The sequence below is a fragment of the Streptomyces sp. NPDC003077 genome (assembly GCF_040611095.1).
GTDB lineage: Bacteria > Actinomycetota > Actinomycetes > Streptomycetales > Streptomycetaceae > Streptomyces.
This window is the reverse complement of record NZ_JBEXNM010000021.1, coordinates 1-25,911: the sequence shown is the minus strand read 5'-3', so window position 1 is coordinate 25,911 and position 25,911 is coordinate 1. Positions and strand designations below refer to the sequence as shown.

Below are 25,911 nucleotides of genomic sequence, written 5' to 3'. Positions count from 1 at the left end.
CATGCCTCCCTACGACCTGTCGGCCTTCCCGCCGTTCGCCGTCACCGTCGACCTGGTCGTCCTCACCGTCCGCCGGCACGCGCTGTGCGCACTGGCCGTGCGCCGCGGAGAGCCGCCGTATCAGGGCCGATGGGCCCTGCCGGGCGGGTTCGTGCGGGCCGACGAGGACCTGGAGGCCGCGGCGGCCCGGGAACTCGCCGAGGAGACCGGCCTGCACGCCCATCCGACCGGCCCACCGCCCGCCAACGGGGCGCACCTCGAACAACTCGCCACGTACGGAGACCCCAAGCGCGATCCTCGTATGCGCGTGGTCAGTGTGGCTCACCTGGTGCTTGCTCCCGACCTGCCGGCGCCGCGCGCGGGTGGTGACGCGCGCAGCGTGCGCTGGGCCCCCGTGGACGCGCTCCTCGCCCCGGAAACCGGTCTGGTCCGCGACGAGGAGCAGACCGCCCCGCTCGCCTTCGACCACGCCCGCATCCTCGCGGACGGTGTGGAGCGCGCCCGCTCGAAGATCGAGTACTCCTCGCTCGCCACCGCCTTCTGCCCGCAGGAATTCACCGTGGGGGAGCTGCGACGGGTCTACGAGGCGGTGTGGGGCGTGGCCCTGGACCCGCGCAACTTCCACCGCAAGGTGACCGGCACCCCCGGGTTCCTGGTGCCCACCGGCGGCACGACGACCCGTCAGGGCGGGCGCCCGGCCCAGCTGTTCAGGGCGGGCGGCGCCACGGTGCTCAATCCGCCGATGCTGCGCCCGGAGATCTGAGCTTCGCGGTCCCCTCGGGGCCGGCCGGCGGTCAGGCGGCGCCCCGTGAAGAGACGCCCCGTCAGATGCCGGGGGCGGAGGGGGACACGAAGGGTCGCCGCAGGCGCTCCCATTCGTCACAAAAGGGACATAGCGGGTTACCGTGACGGGGTGCGACTCCTTGTCCTCTTCGCTGCTCCCGCACGGTCCCACGTTCCACGAGGCACACGATGATCCAGGCGATCGGACTGACCAGCGACCGCCGCCGCGGTCTGCCCCGCGCGGTCGACGACCTCACCTTCGAGGCACCCGCCGGCCGGATCACCGTCCTGCTGGGCGCCAGGGGGGCCGGGAAGACCACCGCGCTCCGTCTGATGCTGCACCTCCAGAGCGGGCGCGGCATCGCCCTCTTCCGCGGCCGTCCGTTCCACCGGATGTCGCATCCGGCCCGCGAGCTGGGCGTCGTCCTGGGCGACGTGCCCGGTCACCCGGCCCGTACGGCCCGCGGCCAGCTCCGGATGCTGGGAGCCGCGGCGGGGGTGCCGGCGGACCGGGCCGGGGACGTCCTGGACCTGGTCGGGCTCGGCGGCCTGGCCGATCACAGGCTCGACGCCTTGTCGCGCGGGATGGACCGCAGGCTGGGGCTGGCCGCCGCGCTCCTCGGTGACCCGCACACCCTCCTCCTCGACGAGCCGTCCGACGGCCTCTCCCCGCGCGAGGCCGCCTGGCTGCACGGCATGCTGCGCGGCTACGTGGAACAGGGCGGCACCGTGCTCCTCACCTCCCGCGACGCGAAGGAAGCGGCGCGGTGCGCCGATCGGGTGGTGACCGTCGACGCGGGCCGGCTCGTCGCGGACCAGGACGCGGCCGACTTCGCCCGGACCCGGCTGCGTCCCCGTGTCGTCGTCCGGTCGCCGCAGGCCGGGCGGCTCGCGGCGCTGCTCGTCGACGAGTCGCAGCGGTCGCCGCGAAACGCGCACCCCGCCCTCGGGTGCTCCGTCGAAGTCGTGCGGGAGAGCGGCAGCCGCATCGCGGTGTACGGCAGTACGTGCGCGGCGGTCGGGGAGGTCGCGTTCCGGCACGGGATCCTCGTGCACCGGCTCGCGGAGGAGACCGGCTACACGGGACCGGTCACGGCTCTGGCCCGCGCCGACGGGCGTCCCTCCGCGCCCGGTCCCGTCGCCATGGGAGGCCTCGGGGCCGAACCGGTGGCCGCTCCCGTCACCGGCCGGGGCGCGTCAGTGAGATCCGTGCCCTCGTGGGTTTCCGCCGCCCGCGCGGTGCGCGACGCTCCGTTCGCGGCGAGCACCGGCGCCGCCCGTGCCCACGAGGCCGACGCGGCGCCGCCGTCGTGCCCGGCGCCGGACACCGCCGCCTCTTCCTCGGCTGCCGACTCCCGCCCCGCCCGTCACGGGGAGCTCTTCCCGGAGGCCGCACCGGATGCCGCTGCGGCCCCTGCGGCTTCCGGTTCCCGCCCGGCTCGCGTGCCGGAACGGTCCCCCGAGGGCGCCCCGGACCCGGCCCCCGCCCTGAGCGCGGGCCGGCTCTCGGCTCAGCCCTCCGCCCTCGGTCTTCTGGCCACAACGGAGCCCGCGCCAGAGCCCGACTCGGAGCCCGCTTCAGCGGACGCCGCGCAGACCGACTCGGAAGCCGTCTCGACGGCTGCCACGCAGCACGTTCCCGAGCCTGCCTCAGAGCACGCGCCGGGCCCCGATGCGTCCCCGGCCTCGGAGGCAACCGAACAGCCCGTCCCCGAGCCCGCTGCGGAGGACGCCGCGCAGCCCGTCCCGGAGCCCGTCTCGGAGGTCGCCGTGCAGCCTGTCCCGGAGCCCGCCGCGCAGCCCGTCCCCGAGCCCGCTTCGGAGGTCGCCGCGCAACCCGCCCCGGAGCCCGCTTCGGAGGGCGCCGCGCAGCCTGTCCCGGAGCCCGCCCCGGAGCGCGCGTCGGAAGCCGTCCCCGGGCCCGCGCCGGAACGCCTTTCGGAGCCCGGCCCTCAACCCACCGAACCGCAGTCGATCTCATCGGAAACACCACCGACGGAAACCGAGGCCCCCTCCACCCCGGACACGCCCACCTCGCCCCGACGGCAGTCTCCCACCCCCACCCCCACCGCCGTCGACGGGGCGATCGCCCCGGGCCCCGCAGCACGTTCGGATGCCCGGTCGGGGCCCGCCGGCCCGCCCCCGTTTTCGCCCCTCGCCGCGCGGTACGTCATCCCGCGGCTGCCCGCGCCCGGTCCCGTCTGGCCGGTGCGTTACGAACTCCTCCGGGCCGCCAGTGACCGCACCGGCCTCCTGGCAGGGGGCGCCGCGGTCGCCCTCACCCTCGTGCTGGCCGTGGTGCTGGCCCACGCCGGGAACGTGGAGCCCGCGCGGGCGCTGATCGGCTGGCCGCGCCCGCTGCCGTTCCCGCCCGCCGCGGTCGGCGCCGGGCTGATGGGCGCGCTCGCCTTCGGCCAGGAGTTCCGGTACCCGGTGCTCGCCCCGGAGCAGGGCTGCGTCCCCCGGCGGTTCGCGCTGCTCGCCGCGAAGCTGCTGGTCAGCGGGGTCGCCGCGGTGCTCGTCGGGATGGTTGCGTTGATCTTGGACAGCGCGGCGGTCTGGGGCCTGTTCGGTTCGGCGGCGCTGGTCGGCCCGGTGGACTGGTGGGTGCTCGCGGCGGGCTGGGGGGCGCTGCTGGTGGGGTGCGCGTGGGCCGGCGTGCTGGCCGCCGGGCTGTTCCGGTCCACGGTGCTGGGGCTGGCCGCGGTGCTGGCGGTGCCGCTGCTGATCGTTCCGCTGGTGCGGTGGGTGTGGGACGTCCCCGCCGCGCGGCCGGCGACCGGCATGCCGGCGAGACTGGCGTCGGCGGCTCCGGTGCGCTGGCCGTCCGGAACCGATCAGGGGCTGTCGGCCGTCCTGCGGCCGGTTGTCCAACCGGTCGGCGGCGCACTCCTGTTGTCGCTCGTGGTTCTGGTCTGTGCCTATACCGTCACGGTGTTGTGCAAGAGGGCCCGCTGACTGCTGCGGACTGTCGCCGCGATGGGCGGCCGAGCACGGCAACTGTCCAGAACTTCCCTGCTAAAGCCCATTTCTTTCCGATAAAGCGTCAATTGGGAGGCTGTGGGCGATCACCCTTTCGTGTGCTTTTCACCAAAGACCTCAAGGCTGTTCGGGGTGTCGCCGACAAAGGATGCGTGAGTACCCTTGCGCACACCATGATGACCGCGGCTCGCCCCGTCGACTCCGGCCTCGCCGGTCCGGGCGAGCTTGACCGCTACCCCTACGCCAACGCGGGCGACGCCGCCAACACGGTCGGCGTCGACCGCGCCGACCGCGTCTCGCCGGCCTGGGAGGGCTCCGAGGCGGAGATGGGGCGGGTCGGCCGCCGCGCCGCGGGCAGCCGAGGCCGCGGCCTGCACGGCCAACTCGTCCAGCAGCTGGGACAGATGATCGTCTCGGGCGACCTGGGCGCCGACCGCCCGCTGGTGCCGGAGGAGATCGGGCAGCGGTTCGAGGTCTCGCGCACCGTCGTCCGGGAATCCCTGCGCGTGCTGGAGGCCAAGGGCCTGGTCAGCGCGCGCCCCAACGTAGGCACCCGGGTACGGCCGGTGAGCGACTGGAACCTGCTCGACCCCGACATCATCGAGTGGCGGGCGTACGGACCGCAGCGCGAGGACCAGCGTCGCGAGCTGTCCGAGCTGCGCTGGACGATCGAGCCGCTCGCCGCCCGGCTCGCCGCGGGCCGGGTCCGCGAGGAGATCCAGCAGCGCCTCGCCGACATGGTCGAGATCATGGGCCACGCCGCCGCCCAGGGTGACACCCTGACCTTCACCCGCGCCGACACCGAGTTCCACGCGCTGCTGCTGCACCTCGCCGGCAACCGGATGCTCGAACACCTCTCGGGCATCGTCTCCTCAGCCCTCCACGTCTCCGGGGGCCCGGCAGGAGGCTGCGAGCGCCCGGCCGAAGTCTCCGTCGGCCAGCACATGAGGATCGTGGACGCGATCGGTGCCAGCGACGCGGCGGGCGCCGAGGCCGCCATGCGCCAGCTCCTCAGCGCCCACAGCGACAGCGCGCAGGGCCCCGGCGCCCCCGCGGACCACGTGGTGCCCGCGCCGCGCGAGCACTGACCGCCGCCCGTCCGGCCGCGCGCCATGGAGGCACGCCCGCGGAAACCCGCCCCCATGGGCGCCGCACCGGGCGCCCTCGGGCGGCACGGCGGACACCGGTCGCCCCTGGAGAGCTCCGCGCCCGAGGCGGGACGAGCGCGGGAGCCGCGACCCTCGTACGACCCGCTTCGCCGTGACCGGGCCCGTCCTCGCCCGACTCGTTCCGGCTGGTTGCCCACCGCCGTTCCGCGGTGACCCGCACGCGCGACATCCTCACCCTCCGCCCGAGTACGGCAGCCACATGCGACACGACGATCACTCACTGTCAGAACCCGCACACCGACAGGCATCATCGCGCCAGTGGGGGCCATGTCTCGCCAGCGGTCGTGGTTCGCGCGGACGGGCACCACGGGGTGCCGTGGTCCGTGCGGACGCCCGGCCCGGGAAGCGGGCCTGCCCGCGCGTCGAGCGGTCCCCCGAGTCCGAGGCCGAGGACGGCGCGGGGACCGGCACGCACAGGAAAGAAAACCGGAAAACCTGCGGGCGGCATTGATTACCGCGCGGGCAGAGCCGAAAACGAAAACACCGAAGGCGGGCTGGAAGCCGCACGGATCGGAAGCCGTGAAGTCATGCGGCCGGGAAGCCATGAGACCGCGAAGTCACTCGGCCGGGAAGTCGTGCGGATCGGCCGGAGCCCGTGAGCACCCATAGGCAAAGGAGCGGCAGGCGTACGGAAAGGAGTGGTGCGCGTACGGAAACCGGCCCGCCCTCAGGGGAGGGGAATCCGTACGCGGTGAACGATCCGATAACCCCGGCGATCGGGGCGAGCGCGAGCGCCTCCCCTACGCACGGCATTCCGGGCGGGCCCGCGAGCCCCGGCCGCTTCCCGTGGCCGGGCCCGGAATCCGCCGCGGCGCGCGGGCCGCCCGGCAGCCCGAACCCGTCGTCCACGCGCCCCTGCGCACCCCGCACCGCACACGCCGCGCACGAGCTGCCGGGACAGGGGAGGAGCAGGACACCCCGGGCCGGCCGGAGTGCACTCCCCTCGCGGAACCGGCGCTTCCCCCGGCTCTCGCACCCGCGGAACCGTCTCTTCCCCTAGCTCCCGCACGCCATCCCCGAAGACCCGCCGTTCCCGCCGGCTCCCTCCGCCCGTCACTCCCGAACCGCCCGCACGAACGGCCCGGCGCGGGCCAGGCGGCCCGGGGACGGGGAACCCGGTGCTCTCCGGTGGAGGGTTGTGTGCCCTAGGGAGGGGAATGTCTCGTTATGGGGTGTGACTCGGGCCACGCAGATTGGGCGTAACGCTCTTTGGGGAAGCGCGATGACTTAAGAGGTGATGGCCGAGGAAGGAATACGGACGGCGTTTGGGACGCTGTCCAACTCCCCGGTCATCCCTGCGCCGTCGGTCCATCCCCGCCGGCGGTCGTCGACTCCGGTCCACCACGGACGGGGTCGGAAGCCGTTCCCATCGTTCCGAGAGGTTGTTCGTGTCGGCCAGCACATCCCGTACGCTCCCGCCGGAGATCGCCGAGTCCGAGTCTGTGATGGCGCTCATCGAGCGGGGAAAGGCAGATGGGCAGATCGCCGGCGATGACGTGCGTCGGGCCTTCGAGGCTGACCAGATTCCGCCAACCCAGTGGAAGAACGTTCTGCGCAGCCTCAACCAGATCCTCGACGAGGAGGGTGTGACGCTGATGGTCAGTGCCGCAGAGGCGCCCAAGCGCACCCGCAAGAGCGTCGCAGCGAAGAGTCCGGCAAAGCGCACCGCCACCAAGACCGTCGCGGCCAAGACCGCCACGGTGAAGAAGACCACCACCGCCGCCGCCTCGGTCGGCGACGGCGCCTACGGCGAGTCCGAGGGCGGGGCCGCGAAGAAGGCGGTCGCCAAGAAGGCCGCCGCCAAGAAGACGGTCGCGAAAAAGACCGCCGCCAAGAAGACCACCGCCAAGAAGACGGCGGCGAAGAAGGACGTCGACGAGCTGCTCGACGACGAGGTGATGGAGGACGTGCCGGCGCCCGGCAAGGGCGGCGAGCCCGAGGCCGAGGGCACCGAGAACGCCGGCTTCGTGCTGTCCGACGAGGACGAGGACGACGCCCCGGCGCAGCAGGTCGCCGCGGCCGGTGCCACGGCCGACCCGGTCAAGGACTACCTCAAGCAGATCGGCAAGGTCCCGCTGCTCAACGCCGAGCAGGAGGTCGAGCTCGCCAAGCGCATCGAGGCCGGTCTGTTCGCCGAGGACAAGCTGGCGAACGCCGACAAGCTCGCCCCCAAGCTCAAGCGCGAGCTGGAGATCATCGCGGAGGACGGCCGCCGGGCCAAGAACCACCTTCTGGAGGCCAACCTCCGTCTAGTCGTCTCCCTGGCCAAGCGCTACACCGGCCGCGGCATGCTCTTCCTGGACCTGATCCAGGAGGGCAACCTCGGTCTGATCCGCGCGGTCGAGAAGTTCGACTACACCAAGGGCTACAAGTTCTCGACCTACGCGACGTGGTGGATCCGCCAGGCGATCACCCGCGCCATGGCCGACCAGGCCCGTACGATCCGCATCCCCGTCCACATGGTCGAGGTCATCAACAAGCTGGCGCGCGTCCAGCGCCAGATGCTCCAGGACCTGGGCCGCGAGCCCACCCCGGAGGAGCTGGCCAAGGAACTCGACATGACCCCCGAGAAGGTCATCGAGGTCCAGAAGTACGGGCGCGAGCCGATCTCGCTGCACACCCCCCTGGGTGAGGACGGCGACAGCGAGTTCGGTGACCTCATCGAGGACTCCGAGGCGGTCGTCCCGGCCGACGCGGTCAGCTTCACCCTTCTGCAGGAGCAGCTGCACTCGGTGCTGGACACCCTCTCCGAGCGCGAGGCCGGTGTCGTCTCGATGCGCTTCGGCCTCACCGACGGCCAGCCGAAGACGCTGGACGAGATCGGCAAGGTCTACGGCGTCACGCGTGAGCGCATCCGCCAGATCGAGTCCAAGACGATGTCCAAGCTGCGTCACCCGTCGCGTTCCCAGGTGCTGCGCGACTACCTGGACTGACGGCCGCGGGCACCCGCCCTCAAGGCCATCGCGGGCCCGGTCCCTTCCTCACGGAGGGGCCGGGCCCGCGGCCGTACGGAGCGGGTGGCCGTTCGAGCGTGTGTGTGCGTGGCCGTCCGGATGCGTGCGGCCGGGAGCTGATTCACTCTGGGTGTACATCCTCAAGCTCAGAGTCAGGAGACTGTATGCGTGCGTACCTCCGGGCAGCTCTCGGCGCCCTCGCGCTGGTCCTCGCCGTGCCGGCCGTGGCGAGCGCCGACGGATCGGTGGTGGGGGGAGCGCCGGTCCAGGTCTCCGAGAGCCCCTGGACGGTCGCTCTGGCGTCCCGGGAGCGGTTCGGCGCGGGGCGGTCCGGTCAGTTCTGCGGCGGGGCCCTGGTGGGCCGCAAGACCGTGGTCACGGCGGCGCACTGTCTGGGCCGGGACGTGCTGGGGGTGCCGTGGCAGCAGGTGCGCGATCTGCGGATCGTCGTCGGGCGCAACGACATGACGACGCGGAACGGGAAGGAGCTGCCGCCCGCGAAGGTCTGGGTGAACCCGGACTACGACAGCCGCACGAACGAGGGTGATGTGGCGGTCCTCACGCTGGCGGAGCCGGTGGCGGACGCCCGGGCCGTCCCCATGGCGGGGGCGGGTGACGCCGCGTACCGCTCGGGCACCGCGGCGTCGGTCTACGGGTGGGGCGACACCACGGGCAATGGGGACTACGCGAACACCCTGCACGCGGCGGGGGTGCGGGTACTGGCGGACGCGGTCTGCGAGCAGGCGTATCCGGGGAGCGCGACCGGCACGTACCGGAAGGCCTCGATGGTGTGCGCGGGTGAGCAGAACGGCGGCCGGGACGCCTGCCAGGGCGACAGCGGCGGACCGCTGGTGGCGCGCGGACGGCTGGTGGGGCTGGTGTCCTGGGGCGCCGGCTGCGGGGAGCCGGGCAAGCCCGGGGTGTACACGCGCATCTCCTCGGTGCAGCGTCTGGTGACGGCGCACGGGGCCGGCTGAGCGGGCCGGTTTCCCTGCCCGCGAGGGGCCGCCCGGATTCGGGTGGGTGACCGGCGCGGAATACGAGTGCGGGCGATCTCCCGGTGATACCGGGGGATCGCCCGTCGCACGGCCTCTAAGCCGCTACTCGCTCGTCGTGGATGCGATGTGTCAGCGTTCCTCATCGGGCGCAGACGCCGGAGAGGCGGTCAGCCGCTCCGTCTCGTCCTGTATTTCCGCGGCGATCTTCTTGAGTTCTGGCTCGAACTTGCGACCGTGGTGGGCGCAGAAGAGCAGTTCTCCGCCGGACATCAGGACGACGCGCAGGTATGCCTGGGCGCCGCAGCGGTCACAGCGGTCAGCGGCCGTCAGCGGGCTCGCGGGGGTCAGAACAGTAGTCACGTCGCCTCTTCTCTAGCTCGACGAGCTGTCGTACCAGGGTCAACATCCAACCAGGCCGAAAACGTTCCCGCTCGTGCCTTTTCCCGAAGATTTTTTTCGGGAAAGCCGGGTGTTGCCGGGTGGCGGCGAATGAGCCGTAGTGCGTGGTGGTCTGATTCTCGTTGGTCTGCGGTCCTCGTCGTTCCGGCCGGCTTGCCGGTTGTTCAGGAGGACGTGCCCGGAGCCTAAATGGTTCATGCCTCGAAGGGAACGTGATGTGTGCGTCACGGGGGAGTCACCCCATCGAGGTATCGAACGTACGAGCGAAACTCTACTACCATGAGCACGGTTACGGGTGGCGTCACATCGGCTCTACCGGGCCTCGGTACCCTCTGAGCGGCGACACCGCCACAATCCGGTCCGCGGAACGCGGACCTCCAGAAATTCAGCGAGGAGCGAACCGCGTGACCGCCGAGATGTCCGTGCCGTCCACCGCAGTGCTGACCGGGGCAGACCGGGACGGATCCAACTACACCGCGCGGCACCTGCTCGTCCTGGAGGGCCTGGAGGCCGTCCGCAAGCGCCCGGGCATGTACATCGGCTCGACGGACAGCCGCGGCCTGATGCACTGCCTCTGGGAGATCATCGACAACTCCGTCGACGAGGCGCTGGGCGGGTACTGCGACCACATCGAGGTGATCCTCCACGACGACGGCTCGGTGGAGGTCCGGGACAACGGCCGCGGCATCCCCGTCGACGTCGAGCCCAAGACCGGCCTGTCCGGCGTCGAGGTCGTCATGACCAAGCTGCACGCCGGCGGCAAGTTCGGCGGCGGCTCGTACGCGGCCTCCGGCGGTCTGCACGGCGTCGGCGCCTCCGTGGTCAACGCCCTCTCCGCCCGGCTGGACGTCGAGGTCGACCGGGACGGCAAGACCCACGCGATCAGCTTCCGGCGCGGCGTGCCCGGGATCTTCACCGAGACCGGCCCGGACGCCCCCTTCGACCCCGGCAACGGCCTGCTCAAGGGCAAGCGGGTCCCCAAGACGCGGACCGGCACGCGGGTGCGCTACTGGGCGGACCGGCAGATCTTCCTCAAGGACGCCAAGCTCTCCCTGGAGACGCTGCACGCCCGCGCCCGCCAGACGGCCTTCCTGGTGCCGGGGCTGACGATCGTCGTGCGCGACGAGCGGGGTCTGGAGGGCGAGGGGAAGTCGGAGGAGACCTTCCGCTTCGACGGGGGTATCAGCGAGTTCTGCGAGTACCTGGCGCAGGACAAGGCCGTCTGCGACGTGCTGCGGCTGACCGGGCAGGGCACCTTCAAGGAGACCGTGCCGGTCCTGGACGAGCGCGGCCACATGACGCCCACCGAGGTCACCCGCGAGCTGGGCGTGGACATCGCGCTGCGGTGGGGCACCGGCTACGACGCGACGATCAAGTCGTTCGTCAACATCATCGCCACGCCCAAGGGCGGTACGCACGTCGCCGGCTTCGAGCGGGCGGTGACCAAGACGGTCAACGAGGCGCTGCGCGGGGCCAAGCTGCTGCGCGTCGCCGAGGACGACGTCGTCAAGGACGACGCGATGGAGGGGCTGACGGCGGTCGTCACCGTGCGACTGGCCGAACCCCAGTTCGAGGGGCAGACCAAGGAGGTGCTGGGCACCTCGGCGGCCTCCCGGATCGTGGCCCAGGTGGTCTCCAAGGAGCTCAAGGCGTTCCTGACCTCCACCAAGCGGGACGCCAAGCAGCAGGCCCGCGCGGTGCTGGACAAGGTCGTCGCGGCGGCCCGGACGCGCATCGCGGCCCGGCAGCACAAGGAGGCCCAGCGGCGGAAGACGGCGCTGGAGTCCTCCTCGCTGCCCGCCAAGCTCGCCGACTGCCGCAGTGACGACGTGGACCGCAGCGAGCTGTTCATCGTCGAGGGCGACTCCGCGCTGGGCACCGCCAAGCTGGCCCGGAACTCCGAGTTCCAGGCGCTGCTGCCGATCCGGGGCAAGATCCTGAACGTGCAGAAGTCCTCGGTGTCGGACATGCTCAAGAACGCCGAGTGCGGCGCGATCATCCAGGTCATAGGGGCCGGGTCCGGCCGGACGTTCGACATCGACGCGGCGCGCTACGGCAAGGTGATCTTCCTCGCGGACGCGGATGTCGACGGCGCGCACATCCGCTGCCTGCTGCTGACGCTCTTCCAGCGCTACATGCGCCCGATGGTCGAGCAGGGCCGGGTCTTCTCGGCCGTGCCCCCGCTGCACCGCATCGAGCTCACCCAGCCCAAGAAGGGCCAGGACAAGTACATCTACACGTACTCGGACAACGAGCTGCGGCAGACGCTCCTGGAGCTGGAGCGCAAGAAGGTCCGCTACAAGGACAGCATCCAGCGCTACAAGGGCCTCGGCGAGATGGACGCCGACCAGCTCGCGGAGACCACGATGGACCCGCGCCACCGCACCCTGCGCCGGATCAACATCAGCGACCTGGAGGCGGCCGAGAAGGCGTTCGACCTGCTCATGGGCAACGAGGTCGCGCCCCGTAAGGAGTTCATCACGAACTCGGCGGCGACGATGGACCGGTCGCGGATCGACACCTGAGCCGCCCGCGGGCCCGCCCCGCGTCGGCCCGCCTCCCTGATCGAGGCATCCGGGCGCCGTTCCTTCCCTGTGTGGGGGAGGGGCGGCGCCCGTCGCGTTGGCTGTTTTGGTGCGGGGGAGGGGTGCTGTCTGCCGGGTTGGCTGTTTTGGTGCGGGAGGAGGGGCGGCGTCTGCCAGGTTGGCCGTTTTCGTGCGCGGGGAGGGGTGCCGCCTGTCGGGTTGGCCGTTTCCGTGCGCGGGAAAGGGTGCTGCCCGTCACGTTGGCCGGTTCCGTGTGGGGCTGTCTGCCGCGTTGACTGTTTCCGCTCGGTAGGGGCGTCGTCTGTCGCGTTGGCTGTTTCTGTGCGCCCTTGTGGTCGCTCTCCGTAGTGGTCTGGGCCTTGTGGTGATGATCCAGCCCGTACGTCCGGGCCGTCCATCACCTGATGGGGTGAAGCACGCGGAATGAAGTGTCCCGGATCTTCCCCGTCTGTCCATGCTTGAGCGCGCCCGACACACAGAGGGCGACGTCACGGTGCGTCGTGGACAAGGAGCGTCCGATGGACATGCAGGAGGGCCGAAGGGCCGTGCAGGAGGCGGTGGGCCCGTGGCAGGCGGAGCGCGTCCGTGCGTGGGGGTGCGGTGCCGAGGGTGAGGGCCCTGAGCGGGTAGTGGTTCCGGCCCGGCACGGCCGGCAGCACCGGGGCGAACCGCCCGCCGAGGTCTATCTGGCCGTGCGGCGCGGGGCGGCCTTCCAGGAGGTGCGGCGTCGCTACCGGCGGTTCGTGGCGCCCGCGACCGCCGGTTTCCTGCTCTGGTACCTCGCCTACGTGATGACGGCCACCCTCGCGCCGGGCCTGATGGCCCACCGCGTGGCGGGCGCGCTGAACGTCGCGATGCTGACCGGGCTCGGGCAGTTCGCCACGACCTTCCTGCTGACCTGGGCATACGCCCGGCACGCGCGACTGCGCCGGGACCGGGCCGCGCTGGACATCCGCTGGGAGGCCCAGGAACTCATGGGAGGCCACGTCCGGTGACCGTCGGCGACCACCAGATCCTGGCCCTCGTCCTGTTCAGCGCGTTCGTCGCCGTGACGCTCGGCATCACCACCTGGGTGGGGCGCCGGCGGCAGGGCTCCGCGGAGGAGTTCTACGCGGGCGGGCGGCTGTTCTCCCCCCTGGAGAACGGTTTCGCCATCGCCGGCGACTACCTCTCCGCCGCCTCCTTCCTCGGCATCTGCGGGCTGATCGCCCTCTTCGGCTACGACGGCCTGCTGTACGCGGTGGGCTTCCTGGTGGCCTGGCTGCTGGTGCTCTTCCTCGTCGCCGAGCTGGTCCGCAACTGCGGCCGGTTCACGCTGGCCGACGTGGTCGCCGCCCGGATGCGGGTCCCCCCGGTGCGGGTGGCGGCGGGCGCCGCGTCCGTCACCGTCTCGGTGCTCTACCTGGTCGCGCAGATGGTCGGGGCGGGCAGCCTGGTGGGCCTGCTGCTCGGCGGCTCGGACGGGCCCGCCCGCACCTGGGCGGTGATCGGGGTGGGCGCCCTGATGGTCGTGTACGTGGCCTGCGGCGGCATGCGGGCCACGACCTGGATCCAGGTCGTCAAGGCCGTACTGCTCATGGGCGGCGCCGGAGCGCTCACCGTTCTCGTCCTGCTGCGCTTCCACGGGGACCTGAACGCCCTACTGCACACCGCCGCCGCGCGCAGCGGGCACGGCGGCGCGTTCCTCGCGCCCGGCCTGCGGTACGGCGGGGACTGGACGGCGCGGCTGGACTTCATCAGCCTCGGGCTGGCGCTCGTCCTCGGCACGGCCGGGCTGCCGCACATCCTGTCCCGCTTCTACACCGTCCCCACCGCCCGCGCCGCCCGCCGCTCGGCCGTCTGGGCCATCGGGCTGATCGGCGGCTTCTACCTGATGACGATCGTGCTGGGCTTCGGCGCGGCGGCGGTGCTGGGCAGCGACGCCGTACGGGCCGCCAACGCGGCCGGGAACACCGCCGTGCCGCTGCTGGCGCTCGAACTCGGGGGCGGCACGGGGTCCACCGGCGGAACGGTCCTGTTCGCGGTGGTGGCGGCGGTGGCGTTCGCCACCATCCTGGCCGTGGTCGCGGGGATCACCCTCGCCTCGTCGGCGTCGGTCGCCCACGACCTGTACGCGTCGCTGCGGCGCGTACGCCGGGCCCACGGGATCGAACGGCGCGGGCGGCGGACGGGCCCCGGCGGGCGGCGGACCGTGCCCGCCCAGCGCCGTGCGGCGGGGGAGCGCGGCCACGGGCGCGTACCGGACGGGGCGCGGCGGGACGAGGTGGCCGTGGCGCGGCTGGCCGCGGTCGGCGTCGGCGGGCTCGCCATCGGGCTGGCGCTGCTGGCCCGGGACCTGAACGTCGCCTTCCTGGTGGGGCTGGCGTTCGCCGTCGCCGCCTCGGCGAACCTGCCCGCCCTGCTGTACGCGCTGTTCTGGAGCCGTTTCACGACGCGGGGGGCGCTGTGGGCCGTCTACGGCGGGCTGCTGCCGGCGCTCGTGCTGGTGGTGTTCTCGCCGGTGGTGTCCGGGACGCCCGAGGCCCTCTTCCCGACTGTGGACTTCCACCTCTTCCCCCTCCAGAACCCCGGCCTGGTGTCCATCCCCCTCGGCTTCTTCATGGGCTGGCTCGGGACGGTGACCTCCCGCCACCGCGCGGACGAGGCCCGCTACGCCGAGACGGAGGTCCGGGCGCTGACGGGGGCGGGGGCGGTGTAGGGGGCGACTGGCTTGGGGGGCTGCCCGCGGCAGCCGCCGGACGGCAGCCCTGCCCGCCCACAGAGCCCTCCGGCGCACCGTCCGACCACTCCGGAGGGGGACAGGCGCAAGGTGCCCTCTCCGACCCCCTCAGATCCACTCGTATCGGTGTTCCGGGCGCCCGGTGTCCCCGTAGCGGAGGGTGAGGCGGAGGCGGCCGGCGCGTTCGAGGAGCTTGAGGTAGCGCTGGGCGGTCTGGCGGCTGAGGCCGGCGCGGGCCGCGACCTCCTGGGCGGACAGCGGGGCGTCGGCGCCGCGCAGGACGCCGCGGACCCGGTCGGCGGTGGCCGTGGAGTGCCCCTTGGGCAGCTCCGCCGGGCCCGCGCCGGCCGACCCCAGGGCCCCGAAGAGGCGGTCCACGTCGGACTGTTCGGCCTGGCCGCCGTCCTCGAAGGTGCGGCGGAGCGTCGCGTACGCCTCCAGCTTCGACCGCAGCCCGGCGAAGGTGAACGGTTTCACCAGGTACTGGAGGGCGCCGTGGCGCATGGCGGCCTGGACGGTGGCGATGTCGCGGGCCGCCGTCACCATGATCACGTCGGTGTGCAGGCCGCGCTGCCGCAGCCCGGCCACGAGCCGGAGCCCGGTGCCGTCCGGGAGGTAGTGGTCGAGGAGGACGAGGTCGACGGGGCGGGTCTCCAGCGCGGTCAGCGCCTCGGCGGCCGTATGGGCCACGGACACGACGCGGAAACCCGGGACCTTGGCGACGTACGCCGCGTTGATCCGGGCCACGTGGAGGTCGTCGTCCACGACCAGGACGTCGATCATGTGCTGTCCCTCCCGGGGTGCGTGGGGCGGCTTCTGCGGGGATCCTGAGAGGCACTCACCGGGCCGTCTCCTCGGGGGCGTCGGCGCCGAGCGCGTCGGGCAGCGTGACGGTGAACACCGCGCCGCCGCCGGGACGTCCGCCCACCCGAGCACCGCCCCCGTACCGCTCGGCGAGGCGGCGCACCAGGGCCAGGCCGATGCCGCGACGCCCGTGGGCGGGCGGTTCCTTCGTCGTCCAGCCCTCGGTGAAGATCTCCTCGCGGGCGGACTCCGGGACACCGGGGCCGTTGTCGCGGACCTGGACGAGGGCGGCGCGGCCCTCCGCCCGCAGCTCCACCTCGATCCGGGCGCCGGGCCGCCCGGCGGTGGCGTCCAGCGCGTTGTCGAGGAGGTTGCCGAGCACGGTGACGAGGTCGTGCGGGTCCACCAGCCGGTCGGGCAGGTCGCTGCCGGGGGAGATCGTCAGCGCGACCCCGCGTTCGGCGGCGACGATGGCCTTGCCGACCAGGAGGGAGGCCAGCAGCGGATCACGGACGCGTTCGGTCACCTGCTCCGCCGTGGCCCGGTGGACCCCCACCGCCCGGGTCACGAAGTCCGCCGCCTCCTCGTACAGCCCGAGTTCCAGCAGGCCGAGCAGGGTGTGCATCCGGTTGGCGTGCTCGTGGTCCTGGGCGCGCAGGGCGTCGATCAGGCCACGGGTGCCGTCCAGCTCGCGGCCCAGCCGCTCCAGCTCGGTGCGGTCCCGGAGGGTGACCACGGCCCCGCCGTCGTCCGTGGGCATCCGGTTGGCGACCAGGACGCGCTGCCCGCTGACGGCGAGCAGATCGGCCCCGCGGACCCGGCCCGTCAGCACGTCGCGGGTCCGGCCGGCCGGGAGCGCCGCCTCCACGGGACGCCCGGTGTCCTCGGGCCGCAGGTCCAGCAGGCGCTGCGCCTCGTCGTTCATGAGCCGGATGCGGCCCCGGTCGTCGAGGGCGAGGAACCCCTCACGGATGCCGTGCAGCATCGCCTCGCGCTCGGCGAGCAGCGCGGAGATGTCCGAGAAGGCCAGGTCGTGGGTGCGGCGCTGGAGCCGCCGGGCCACGAGGTAGGCGGCCAGGGAGCCGACGGCCAGCGCCCCGCCCGCGTACGCGAGCAGCTCCGGCACCGTGGAGAGCAGCCGCTGCCGCACGCTCTCGTACGCGATGCCGACGGAGACCGCGCCGACCACCCGGCCCCGCCCGTCGCGCAGCGGCACCTTGCCCCGCGCGGAGCGGCCGAGCGTGCCCTCGTCGATCTGCATGACCTCGCGGCCGGACAGGACGGGGGAGGGGTCGGTGGAGACCGGCCGGCCGATCCGGCGCGGGTCGGGGTGCGACCAGCGCACGCCCCGCCGATCCATGATCACCACGTACTCGGCACCGGTGGCGCGCCGGATCGCCTCGGCCTCCCGGTGGAGCGGGCCGCCGGGCGCCGGCCGAGTGCCCCGCAGCGCGTCGTCCAGGCCGGGCCGGGTGGCGGTGGTCCGGGCGATGGCCAGCGCCCGGCGCATCGCCTGGTCGTCCAGCTCACCGCTGAGGGGCGCGAGGAACAGCCCGGTCGCCAGGGCGGTGACGCCGGTGGTGATGGCGAGCTGGACGAGCAGGACCTGCGCGAAGACCCGACGCGGCCACCCCGGGCGCGGCAGCCACGCCGACGCGCCGCCACGGCGCGCGGCTGGTGGTGCGGTGCCCTCGTCCGTCCTTGCGGTCATGGAAGCGAACAGTAGGGCGGGGGGTGGAGGGGGTGGTCGGTGGGGTGGGGGGTGTGCTCATGCCTCGGCCACGCGCGTGCCCAAGGGTCGGTGGTGCTGAGGGGGCGTCATTCGGGGAACTCGTTCTGTCGCTGCGCCGGGGTGATCGCGGTCGCCCGCCATGTGAGCCGGGCGCCGCGGCTCGCGGGGGCGGGACGCGCCCATGTGGAGGCCCAGGGGCCCGCGATCCTGAAGGGGCGTCACTCGCGAAGCACGTTCGGCCGCCGTGCCGGGGTGTGATCGAGGTTGCTGCCATGTGGGACGGCGGCTTGTGGGGACGGGGGCGCGCCCATGTGCGTGCTCCAGGGCCGGTGTTCCTGTAGGGGCGTCACCCGCGAAGAGCCGGACCGGCCGCTACGCCGCGCGGATCGCGGTCACCGCCATACGGACGGGCGGCAGTGCCGCGGCGCCGCAGCTCGCCGGGGACGGGGCGCCGTCCGCGCGCTGTTCCACCGTCACCCGCCAGGAACGGCCGTCGCGGTGCCCGACGGTGACGGTCCACGAGGGCGGCGCGGTGGCCCCGGTGGGGGAGGTGACGGGGGCGGTGCCGAGGATGTCGAGGGCGTCCGCCCGCTCCTCCCGGATCAGTTCGCGGACGGCCAGGTCGGCGGCCTGGGCGGGGCGTTCCCAGGTGGAGCGGCCACGGCAGTGGTCCGGCGTCACCCGGCCCTCGCGCGCCGCCTCCAGCGCGTCCTTGGCGAGGTGGGCGGATGCCCTGCCGTACGCGTACCCGTACGGGAGGACGAAGAGCGTGGGCGAGAACCGGTGGCCGCCGATGTGCGTCACCTCCCACGCCTCGGCCCCGGTGGCGGCGAGTTCGGCGGCCAGCGGGCGGCCGAGGAGGGCGCAGCAGCGGTCGCGCTTGCCGTTGGTGCACACCAGGACCAGGGGGTCGCCGGCGTACGGCTCGTACAGCCCGCCGTGGTCGCCGGCTCCGAGCGCGGGGAAGTCCAGGTCGAGCAGCTGCTCCGGGGCGTCGACGGTGGCCGTGCGGATCCAGGAGCGGCCCGGGGCGGTGTGCGCGAGGAAGACGCGTCGGCGCGCGTCCTGGTCGTCGGCGTGCCGGCCGGGGCGGCGTATCAGGGCGACGCGGACGCCGGTGCCCTCCGCCGCCGCCTCCAGCGCCCTGCCGGTTGCGGGGTCGAGGCGGCTGTCGGTCAGGGCGCGTGCGCCCCAGGGGCCGGACTGTTCGATGAGCAGCCAGGTCCGCGCGGTGGCGGCGGTCCCGGCCACCGGCTCGGCCGACTGGAGGGAGGCGGTCGCGCAGGTGCTCACGTAGGTGAGCCTAACCTGACGAGGACGGTGGGGGAGGGAGAACCCCGTGTTCCGGAAACGGCGAGGCCCACGCGGGCCCGGACCGGCCCGGCTGGGTACGGTTCAAGACCGTCCCCGACCGTTCAAGACCGTCCTCCGACGGTTCAAGACCGCCCCCCGACCGTTCAAGCCCATCCCCTCGACCGTTCAAAACCATCCCCGGCGGTCCAAGACCGTCCCCACCTCTCACCGACATCCCCACCGACCCCACCGACGATGGAGGCGCCCCAGTGACCAGGCAACGGATCCCGGTCATCGTGCTCGCGGGTTTCCTGGGCTCCGGCAAGACCACCCTGCTCAACCACCTGCTGCGGCGGAGAGGGGGCAGCCGGATCGGTGCCGTCGTGAACGACTTCGGCAGCATCGAGATCGACGCGATGACCGTCGCCGGCCAGGTCGACTCGATGGTCTCGCTGGGCAACGGCTGCCTGTGCTGCGCGGTGGACACCAGCGAACTGGACACCTACCTGGAGCGGCTGGCCCGGCCCTCGGCCCGGATCGACGTCATCGTCATCGAGGCCAGCGGCCTGGCCGAGCCCCAGGAGCTCATCAGGATGGTCCTGGCCACCGAGAACGACAGGATCGTCTACGGCGGCCTGGTCGAGGTCGTGGACGGGGCGGAGTTCGCCGCCACCCGGGCCCGGCACCCGGAGATCGACCGCCACCTGTCGATCGCCGACCTGGTGGTGCTGAACAAGACCGACCGGATCGGGGAGGAGGAGCGGCAGGCGCTCCTCGGCACGCTGGGCGAGCTGAGTCCGGGCACGCCCGTGATCTGTGCCGCCTACGGGCGCGTCGATCCGGAGCTGTTCTTCGACCGCCGGCCGCGTGAGGAGGACGACGCGGCGGTCCGCCAGCTCACCTTCGAGGACCTCTTCCAGGAGGAGGACGCGGGGGACGAGGACGACGCCCACCGGCACCATCTGCACGCCGCCTACGAGAGCGTGGAGTTCTCCTCGTCCGACCCGATGAATCCGCGCCGGCTCATGGAGTTCCTCGACAGCCGGCCGGCCGGGCTGTACCGCGTCAAGGGGTTCGTCCACTTCGACGTGCCCGGCAACCGGCAGAAGTTCGGCGTCCACGCCGTCGGCGACTTCCTGCGCTTCCACCCGTCCCCGTGGGAGCGGGACGAACGGCCCGCCACCCGGCTCGTCCTGATCGGCAGCGGCATCGACGCGGCGGGCCTCCGCGCGGCGTTGGAGCGCTGCCGGGAGACCGGGCCGCGCACCGAGGCCGACCCGAACAGCATGTGGGGCGTCCTGCGGTACGTACCCTCCTCCGAGGAAGACCCGGGCGAGGACGACGGGCGGCCGGATGCTCCCGAACCGTACGACCCCGTGACCTACGCCGAGCGCCCATAGGGGGCTCTACGCGGAGCACCCGTAGGGGGCTCTACGCGGAGCACCCGTAGGAGGCGCTACGCCGAAGCGCCCATAGGGACCCCCGCGCGCACGACCGCGATCAGGCACCGACCCCCGCGCGGCAACGGCGCGGGGGTCGGCCGGCTCCTGACGGAACGGAACGGACGACGCGGTCGGTTACACCGGCCCCGCCACCACCGCCACCGGCTTCGTCAGCGGCACGCCGGAGCCGTCCCGGCGCGGGTCCGGCTCCGGGAGCGGCACCGGGGCGCCCTTGGCGTCCGCCGCGCGGGCCGGCGCGGCGCCCGCCCAGGCGAAGGCCAGCCGGTCCTCGCCCTTGAGGAACCGCTGGCAGCGGACGCCGCCGGTGGCCCGGCCCTTGCGCGGGTACTGGTCGAACGGGGTGAGCTTGGCGGTGCCCGCGTCGACCAGCGTGCCGTCCGAGCCGGCGACGGTGAACACCACGGCGTCGGCCGCCGGGTCCACCGCCGTGAAGGAGATCACCTTGGCGTCCGGTCCCAGCTTGACGCCGGCCATGCCGCCCGCCGGGCGGCCCTGGGGGCGCACCTGGCCCGCCGGGTAGCGCAGCAGCTGGGCCTCGCTGGTGATGAAGACGAGGTCCTCCTCGCCGGTCCGCAGCTCGGCGGCGCCCACGATCCGGTCGCCCTCCTTGAGGGTGATGACCTCCAGCTCCTCCTTGTTGGCGGGGTAGTCGGGGACGACGCGCTTGACGACGCCCTGCTCCGTGCCGAGCGCCAGGCCCGGCGAGGACTCGTCGAGGGTGGTGAGGCACACCAGGTCCTCGCCGTCCTGGAGGGTGAGGAACTCGGAGATCTGCGCGCCGCCGGAGAGGTTGGGCGCGGCGGCGGTGTCCGGGAGCTGCGGCAGGTCGATCACCGGCAGCCGCAGCAGCCGCCCCAGGGACGTGACGGCGCCGACCTGGCCGCGGGTGGTGGCGGGCACCGCGGAGACGATCACGTCGTGCTTGACGCGCCGGGCCTCGGCGTCGAAGGAGACCTCGCCGTTCGCCGTACGGGCCAGCAGGCCCGTGGAGGACAGCAGCACCCGGCACGGGTCGTCGGAGACCTCCAGCGGCACCGCCGCGGCCGGCGCGCCCGCCGACTCCAGGAGGACGGTGCGGCGCTCGGTGCCGTACTTCTTGGCGACCGCGGCCAGCTCGTTGGAGACGAGCTTGCGCAGCTCGGCGTCCGATTCCAGGATCTTCGTCAGCCGCTCGATCTCCGCGGTGAGCTCGTCCCGCTCCGACTCCAGCTCGATCCGGTCGAACTTGGTCAGCCGGCGGAGCGGTGTGTCCAGGATGTACTGCGTCTGGATGTCGCTCAGTCCGAAGCGGTCGATCAGCCGCTCCTTGGCCTGGGCGCTGTTCTCGCTGGAGCGGATCAGGCGGATCACCTCGTCGATGTCCACCAGGGCCGTCAGCAGGCCCTCCACCAGGTGCAGGCGGTCCCGCCGCTTGCCGCGCCGGAACTCGCTGCGGCGGCGCACCACGTCGAAGCGGTGGTCGACGTAGACCTCCAGCAGCTCCTTCAGGCCCAGCGTCAGCGGCTGGCCGTCCACCAGCGCGACGTTGTTGATGCCGAAGGACTCCTCCATCGGGGTGAGCTTGTAGAGCTGCTCCAGGACGGCTTCCGGGTTGAAGCCGTTCTTGACCTCGATGACCAGGCGCAGGCCGTGCTCGCGGTCGGTGAGGTCCTTCACGTCCGCGATGCCCTGGAGGCGCTTGGCGCCCACCAGGTCCTTGATCTTGGAGATGACCTTCTCCGGGCCGACCGAGAACGGCAGCTCCGTGACGACCAGGCCCTTCCGGCGGGCCGTGACGTTCTCGATCGCGACGGTGGCCCGGATCTTGAACGTGCCGCGCCCGGACTCGTACGCGTCCCGGATGCCGCCCAGGCCCACGATGCGACCGCCGGTCGGCAGGTCGGGACCCGGCACGAAGCGCATCAGCGTGTCGAGGTCGGCGTTCGGGTGCTTGATCAGGTGGCGGGCGGCGGAGATCACCTCGCCGAGGTTGTGCGGCGGCATGTTCGTCGCCATGCCGACCGCGATCCCGGAAGCGCCGTTGACCAGCAGGTTCGGGTACGCGGCGGGGAGCGCGACCGGCTCCTGCTCCTGGCCGTCGTAGTTGGGCGCGAAGTCGACGGTGTCCTCGTCGATGGACTCCGTCATCAGGGACGTCGTCGAGGCCATCCGGCACTCGGTGTACCGCATGGCCGCCGGCGGGTCGTCGTTGCCCAGGGAGCCGAAGTTGCCGTGGCCGTCCACCAGGGGAACCCGCATGGAGAACGGCTGCGCCATGCGCACCAGCGCGTCGTAGATGGAGGCGTCGCCGTGCGGGTGCAGCTTGCCCATCACCTCGCCGACGACGCGGGCGCACTTGACGTAGCCGCGCTCGGGGCGCAGGCCCATCTCGTTCATCTGGTAGAGGATGCGGCGCTGCACGGGCTTGAGGCCGTCCCGGGCGTCCGGCAGGGCTCGGGAGTAGATGACCGAATACGCGTATTCAAGGAAGGAACCCTGCATCTCGTCGACGACGTCGATGTCGAGGATCCTCTCCTCGAAGTCGTCCGGCGGCGGGGTCTTCGTGCTGCGGCGGGCCATCGCGGCTGCGGCTCCTTCTGCTGCGTGTGCTACCGACGTGTCGCTACCGCCGGCGCCCGGCGCCGGCCGGCCCGGCTGTCGCCGGCTGCCGATCGGCTCGGTGTCGCCGAGAGGTGCGGGCCGCGGACGGAGGGGCCGACCGCGGCCGATGGGGGGTCAACTGGTGGTCTGCGGCCACATCCGGCCGGGTCTGACGGCATGGACGCGGATGTGTCCGACGCGGACCATTGTGGACCGCCGCACTGACAACACGGACCGCGACCCTCCCCGGGCCGGGGTGCGAACGGCTCTCGCGGGGCTCCGGGAGCCCGCTCCGGTCGCGGGTACGCATGGCCGTGGCGGAGGCTCGTCGCCCTTCCCCGGCCCGGCGGACGAACGGCTGTCACGGCGCTCCGGAAGCCCGCCCCGGCCCCGGGGGCGCGTGCCCGCGGCGGAGCCCCGTCACCCCGTCCCGGCGCGCGAACGCCCCTCACGGGACACCGGAGGCCCACCCAGCCCCCGCGCACCCGCACCCGCCGCCGGGCCCCGGCGACCTCCCCGGGCCCCGCGGGCGAACGCCTGTCGCGGCGCACCGGCGGGCCGGTCCGCCGGGAACTTCGCCAGGGACCGATCCGCTTGCATACAGTGACAGAACTTCCTCGCAAGCGGATCGAAGGGACGTACATGCCCATGGGTCACACGGCCACAGAACAAGCCGGCGCAGGCGGCCTGACAGCGACCGAGCACCGGCTGGCCAACGGCCTGCGCGTGGTGCTCTCCGAAGACCACCTGACCCCGGTCGCCGCGGTCTGCCTCTGGTACGACGTCGGCTCCCGACACGAGGTCAAGGGCCGTACCGGCCTGGCTCACCTCTTCGAGCACCTGATGTTCCAGGGCTCCGCCCAGGTCGAGGGCAACGGCCACTTCGAACTCGTCCAGGGCGCCGGCGGCTCGCTGAACGGCACCACGAGCTTCGAGCGCACCAACTACTTCGAGACCATGCCCGCCCACCAGCTGGAGCTCGCGCTGTGGCTGGAGGCCGACCGGATGGGCTCCTTGCTGACCGCGCTGGACGAGGAGTCGCTGGAGAACCAGCGGGACGTCGTCAAGAACGAGCGCCGCCAGCGGTACGACAACGTGCCCTACGGCACCGCCTTCGAGCGGCTGACGGCCATGGCCTACCCGGAGGGCCACCCGTACCACCACACGCCCATCGGGTCGATGGCCGACCTGGACGCCGCCTCCCTGGAGGACGCGCGGGCGTTCTTCCGTACCTACTACGCGCCCAACAACGCCGTCCTGTCGGTCGTCGGCGACATCGACCCCGAGCAGACGCTCGCCTGGATCGAGAAGTACTTCGGCTCCATCCCGGCGCACGACGGCAAGCAGCCGCCCCGCGACGGCTCGCTGCCCGACGTCATGGGCGCCCAGCTCCGCGAGGTCGTCGAGGAGGAGGTGCCCTCCCGCGCCCTGATGGCCGCCTACCGGCTGCCGCACGACGGCACCCGGGAGGCGGACGCCGCCGACCTGGCGCTGACGATCCTGGGCGGCGGCGAGTCCTCCCGCCTCTACAACCGCCTGGTCCGCCGGGACCGCACCGCCGTGGCGGCCGGGTTCGGCCTGCTGCGGCTGGCCGGCGCGCCGTCGCTCGGCTGGCTGGACGTGAAGACCTCCGGTGGCGTGGAGGTGCCCGCCATCGAGACGGCGGTGGACGAGGAACTGGCCCGCTTCGCCGCCGAGGGCCCCACCCCGCAGGAGATGGAGCGCGCGCAGGCCCAGCTGGAGCGCGAGTGGCTGGACCGGCTCGCCACGGTCAGCGGCCGGGCCGACGAGCTGTGCCGCTACGCGGTGCTCTTCGGCGACCCGCAGCTCGCCCTGACCGCCGTCCAGCGCGTCCTGGACGTCACGGCCGAGGAGGTCCAGGAGATCGCCAAGGCCCGGCTGCGCCCCGACAACCGCGCGGTCCTCGTCTACGAGCCGACGGACCCGTCCGAGGGGCCCACCGCGACCGACGAGACCGCCGACGAGGCCGCCGGGGACGCCGCCGGTGACCGTCACGACGAGAAGGAGACGGCCCAGTGAGCGACGCCGCGATCAGCACCACCATGACCTTCCACCCGCGGCCCGAGGGCGGCGCGCCCAAGCCGTGGGCCTTCCCGGCCCCCGAGCGCGGCGAACTCCCCAACGGCCTGACGGTGCTGCGCAGCCACCGCCCCGGCCAGCGGGTGGTCGCCGTCGAGATCAACCTCCTCGCCCCTCTGGACGCGGAGCCCGAGGGCCTGGACGGCGTCGCCACGATCATGGCGCGCGCCCTGTCGGAGGGCACCGACAAGCACGACGCCGAGGAGTTCGCGGCCGAACTGGAGCGGTGCGGCGCCACTTTGGACGCGCACGCCGACCACGCCGGCGTCCGGGTGTCCCTCGAAGTGCCGGCCTCCCGCCTGGAGGCGGCGCTCGGCCTGCTCGCCGACGCGCTGCGCGCCCCCGCCTTCCAGGACGGCGAGGTCGAGCGGCTGGTCCGCAACCGCCTCGACGAGATCCCGCACGAGCTGGCCAACCCGGGGCGCCGCGCCTCGATGGCCCTCTCCAAGGAGCTGTTCCCCGCCGGGTCCCGGCTCTCCCGGCCCCGCCAGGGCACCCAGGAGACGGTCGAGCGCATCGACGCGGCGGCCGTCCGCGCCTTCTACGAGGCGCACGTCCGCCCCGCCACCGCCACCGCCGTGGTCGTCGGCGACTTCACCGGCATCGACCTGGACGCGGCGCTCGCCGACACCCTCGGCGCGTGGACCGGCTCGCCCGCCGCGCCCGTGCGCCCCACGCCCATCACCGCCGACGACACCGGCCGCGTAGTGATCGTGGACCGCCCCGGCGCCGTCCAGACCCAGCTCCTCATCGGCCGCGTCGGCGCCGACCGGCACGACCGCGTCTGGCCCGCCCAGGTGCTCGGCACGTACTGCCTGGGCGGCACGCTCACCTCCCGCCTGGACCGCGTGCTGCGCGAGGAGAAGGGCTACACCTACGGCGTGCGGGCCTTCGGCCAGGTGCTGCGCTCCGCGGAGGACGGCTCCGGCGCCGCGCTGCTGGCCATCAGCGGCTCGGTGGACACCGAGTCCACCGGGCCCGCGCTCGCGGACCTGTGGCAGGTGCTGCGGACGCTGGCGGCCGAGGGGCTGACCGACGCCGAGCGGGACGTCGCGGTGCAGAACCTGGTGGGCGTCGCGCCCCTGAAGTACGAGACCGCCGCGGCGGTCGCCGGGACGCTCGCCGACCAGGTGGAGCAGCACCTCCCCGACGACTTCCAGGCGCGGCTGTACGCCCGCCTCGCGGAGACCGGCACGGTCGAGGCGACCGCCGCCGTCGTCAACGCCTTCCCGGTGGACCGGCTGGTCACGGTCCTGGTCGGGGACGCGGCGCGGATCGCCGAGCCGGTGAAGGCGCTCGGCATCGGCGAGGTGACGGTCGTCGGCGGCTGACACCGGGCCGGCCCGCGGCACGACCGCGCGGGCGCCGGGGCCCCGTGGTGCTTCTCGG

At 73.1% G+C, this 25,911-nt stretch carries 16 protein-coding genes; 11 read left to right on the top strand and 5 right to left on the bottom strand.

Going from position 1 to position 25,911, the window contains the following annotated elements; genetic code table 11:
- The first annotated feature begins 1 nt into the window (after position 1).
- The 5 genes from ABZX96_RS16600 (at position 2) to ABZX96_RS16580 (ending at position 8,865) form a co-directional block, all read left to right on the top strand.
- On the top strand, positions 2-763 hold the full coding sequence (locus tag ABZX96_RS16600; protein ID WP_355544528.1) for an NUDIX domain-containing protein: 762 nt from the start codon (positions 2-4) through the stop codon (positions 761-763).
- A gap of 209 nt (positions 764-972) precedes the next feature.
- Complete coding sequence (locus ABZX96_RS16595; protein ID WP_355544525.1) at positions 973-3,741, top strand: ATP-binding cassette domain-containing protein; 2,769 nt, start codon at positions 973-975, stop codon at positions 3,739-3,741.
- 122 nt (positions 3,742-3,863) lie between these two features.
- Positions 3,864-4,853: an FCD domain-containing protein gene (locus ABZX96_RS16590; RefSeq protein ID WP_355544522.1), complete on the top strand. Its 990-nt coding sequence runs from the start codon at positions 3,864-3,866 to the stop codon at positions 4,851-4,853.
- A gap of 1,463 nt (positions 4,854-6,316) precedes the next feature.
- Entirely contained in the window at positions 6,317-7,867 is a 1,551-nt protein-coding gene (locus tag ABZX96_RS16585; protein ID WP_355544519.1) for an RNA polymerase sigma factor, read from the top strand.
- Between the two features lie 185 nt (positions 7,868-8,052).
- Entirely contained in the window at positions 8,053-8,865 is an 813-nt protein-coding gene (locus ABZX96_RS16580) for a serine protease (RefSeq protein WP_355544516.1), read from the top strand.
- 150 nt (positions 8,866-9,015) lie between these two features.
- Here ABZX96_RS16580 and ABZX96_RS16575 read toward each other — a convergent pair whose 3' ends face one another.
- Positions 9,016-9,246, bottom strand: coding sequence for a hypothetical protein (locus tag ABZX96_RS16575; protein ID WP_345086881.1), 231 nt, complete (start codon positions 9,244-9,246; stop codon positions 9,016-9,018).
- A gap of 443 nt (positions 9,247-9,689) precedes the next feature.
- Here ABZX96_RS16575 and ABZX96_RS16570 point away from each other — a divergent pair, with 443 nt between their 5' ends.
- The 3 genes from ABZX96_RS16570 to ABZX96_RS16560 all read left to right on the top strand — a co-directional run bounded on the left by ABZX96_RS16570 (position 9,690) and on the right by ABZX96_RS16560 (position 14,529).
- Positions 9,690-11,810, top strand: coding sequence for a DNA topoisomerase IV subunit B (locus ABZX96_RS16570; RefSeq protein ID WP_355544513.1), 2,121 nt, complete (start codon positions 9,690-9,692; stop codon positions 11,808-11,810).
- A 539-nt stretch (positions 11,811-12,349) separates the two neighbouring features.
- Entirely contained in the window at positions 12,350-12,826 is a 477-nt protein-coding gene (locus ABZX96_RS16565; RefSeq protein WP_355544510.1) for a DUF485 domain-containing protein, read from the top strand.
- Positions 12,823-14,529 carry a cation acetate symporter gene (locus ABZX96_RS16560; RefSeq protein WP_355544507.1) on the top strand — a complete coding sequence of 569 codons (1,707 nt, stop codon included), beginning with the start codon at positions 12,823-12,825 and terminating at the stop codon, positions 14,527-14,529. The genes ABZX96_RS16565 and ABZX96_RS16560 overlap by 4 nt, the downstream gene beginning before the upstream one ends.
- A 129-nt stretch (positions 14,530-14,658) precedes the next feature.
- On the opposite strand, the gene ABZX96_RS16555 is transcribed toward ABZX96_RS16560, so the two are convergent.
- The 3 genes from ABZX96_RS16555 to ABZX96_RS16545 all read right to left on the bottom strand — a co-directional run bounded on the left by ABZX96_RS16555 (position 14,659) and on the right by ABZX96_RS16545 (position 18,379).
- On the bottom strand, positions 14,659-15,333 hold the full coding sequence (locus tag ABZX96_RS16555) for a response regulator (RefSeq protein WP_355544504.1): 675 nt from the start codon (positions 15,331-15,333) through the stop codon (positions 14,659-14,661).
- A 55-nt stretch (positions 15,334-15,388) separates the two neighbouring features.
- Positions 15,389-17,065, bottom strand: a complete 1,677-nt coding sequence (locus ABZX96_RS16550; RefSeq protein WP_355544501.1) for a sensor histidine kinase — start codon at positions 17,063-17,065, stop codon at positions 15,389-15,391.
- A 393-nt stretch (positions 17,066-17,458) separates the two neighbouring features.
- Positions 17,459-18,379: a sucrase ferredoxin gene (locus ABZX96_RS16545; protein WP_355544497.1), complete on the bottom strand. Its 921-nt coding sequence runs from the start codon at positions 18,377-18,379 to the stop codon at positions 17,459-17,461.
- Positions 18,380-18,648: 269 nt separating this feature from the next.
- Between ABZX96_RS16545 and ABZX96_RS16540 the strand changes: the two genes are divergently transcribed.
- Complete coding sequence (locus tag ABZX96_RS16540; RefSeq protein WP_355544494.1) at positions 18,649-19,779, top strand: CobW family GTP-binding protein; 1,131 nt, start codon at positions 18,649-18,651, stop codon at positions 19,777-19,779.
- A gap of 177 nt (positions 19,780-19,956) precedes the next feature.
- Here the strand turns inward: ABZX96_RS16540 and ABZX96_RS16535 are convergent, their stop codons facing one another.
- Positions 19,957-22,401 (bottom strand): DNA topoisomerase IV subunit A, encoded by a 2,445-nt coding sequence (locus ABZX96_RS16535; protein WP_355544491.1) that lies wholly within the window; start codon positions 22,399-22,401, stop codon positions 19,957-19,959.
- Between the two features lie 669 nt (positions 22,402-23,070).
- On the opposite strand from ABZX96_RS16535, the gene ABZX96_RS16530 reads away from it, so the two are divergent.
- A complete protein-coding gene (locus tag ABZX96_RS16530; protein ID WP_355544699.1) occupies positions 23,071-24,462 on the top strand; it encodes a pitrilysin family protein in 1,392 nt (463 codons plus the stop codon).
- Positions 24,459-25,853 (top strand): pitrilysin family protein, encoded by a 1,395-nt coding sequence (locus tag ABZX96_RS16525; RefSeq protein ID WP_355544488.1) that lies wholly within the window; start codon positions 24,459-24,461, stop codon positions 25,851-25,853. The genes ABZX96_RS16530 and ABZX96_RS16525 overlap by 4 nt, the downstream gene beginning before the upstream one ends.
- Positions 25,854-25,911: the final 58 nt, after the last annotated feature.

What these genes read in the sequence shown, in the direction of transcription:
- ABZX96_RS16600 (WP_355544528.1), top strand. Translation starts at nt 2, where the DNA reads ATGCCTCCCTACGACCTGTCGGCCTTCCCGCCGTTCGCCGTCACCGTC.
- ABZX96_RS16595 (WP_355544525.1), top strand. Translation starts at nt 973, where the DNA reads ATGATCCAGGCGATCGGACTGACCAGCGACCGCCGCCGCGGTCTGCCC.
- ABZX96_RS16580 (WP_355544516.1), top strand. Translation starts at nt 8,053, where the DNA reads ATGCGTGCGTACCTCCGGGCAGCTCTCGGCGCCCTCGCGCTGGTCCTC.
- ABZX96_RS16565 (WP_355544510.1), top strand. Translation starts at nt 12,350, where the DNA reads ATGGACATGCAGGAGGGCCGAAGGGCCGTGCAGGAGGCGGTGGGCCCG.
- ABZX96_RS16555 (WP_355544504.1), bottom strand. Translation starts at nt 15,333, where the DNA reads ATGATCGACGTCCTGGTCGTGGACGACGACCTCCACGTGGCCCGGATC.
- ABZX96_RS16550 (WP_355544501.1), bottom strand. Translation starts at nt 17,065, where the DNA reads ATGACCGCAAGGACGGACGAGGGCACCGCACCACCAGCCGCGCGCCGT.
- ABZX96_RS16535 (WP_355544491.1), bottom strand. Translation starts at nt 22,401, where the DNA reads ATGGCCCGCCGCAGCACGAAGACCCCGCCGCCGGACGACTTCGAGGAG.
- ABZX96_RS16530 (WP_355544699.1), top strand. Translation starts at nt 23,071, where the DNA reads ATGGGTCACACGGCCACAGAACAAGCCGGCGCAGGCGGCCTGACAGCG.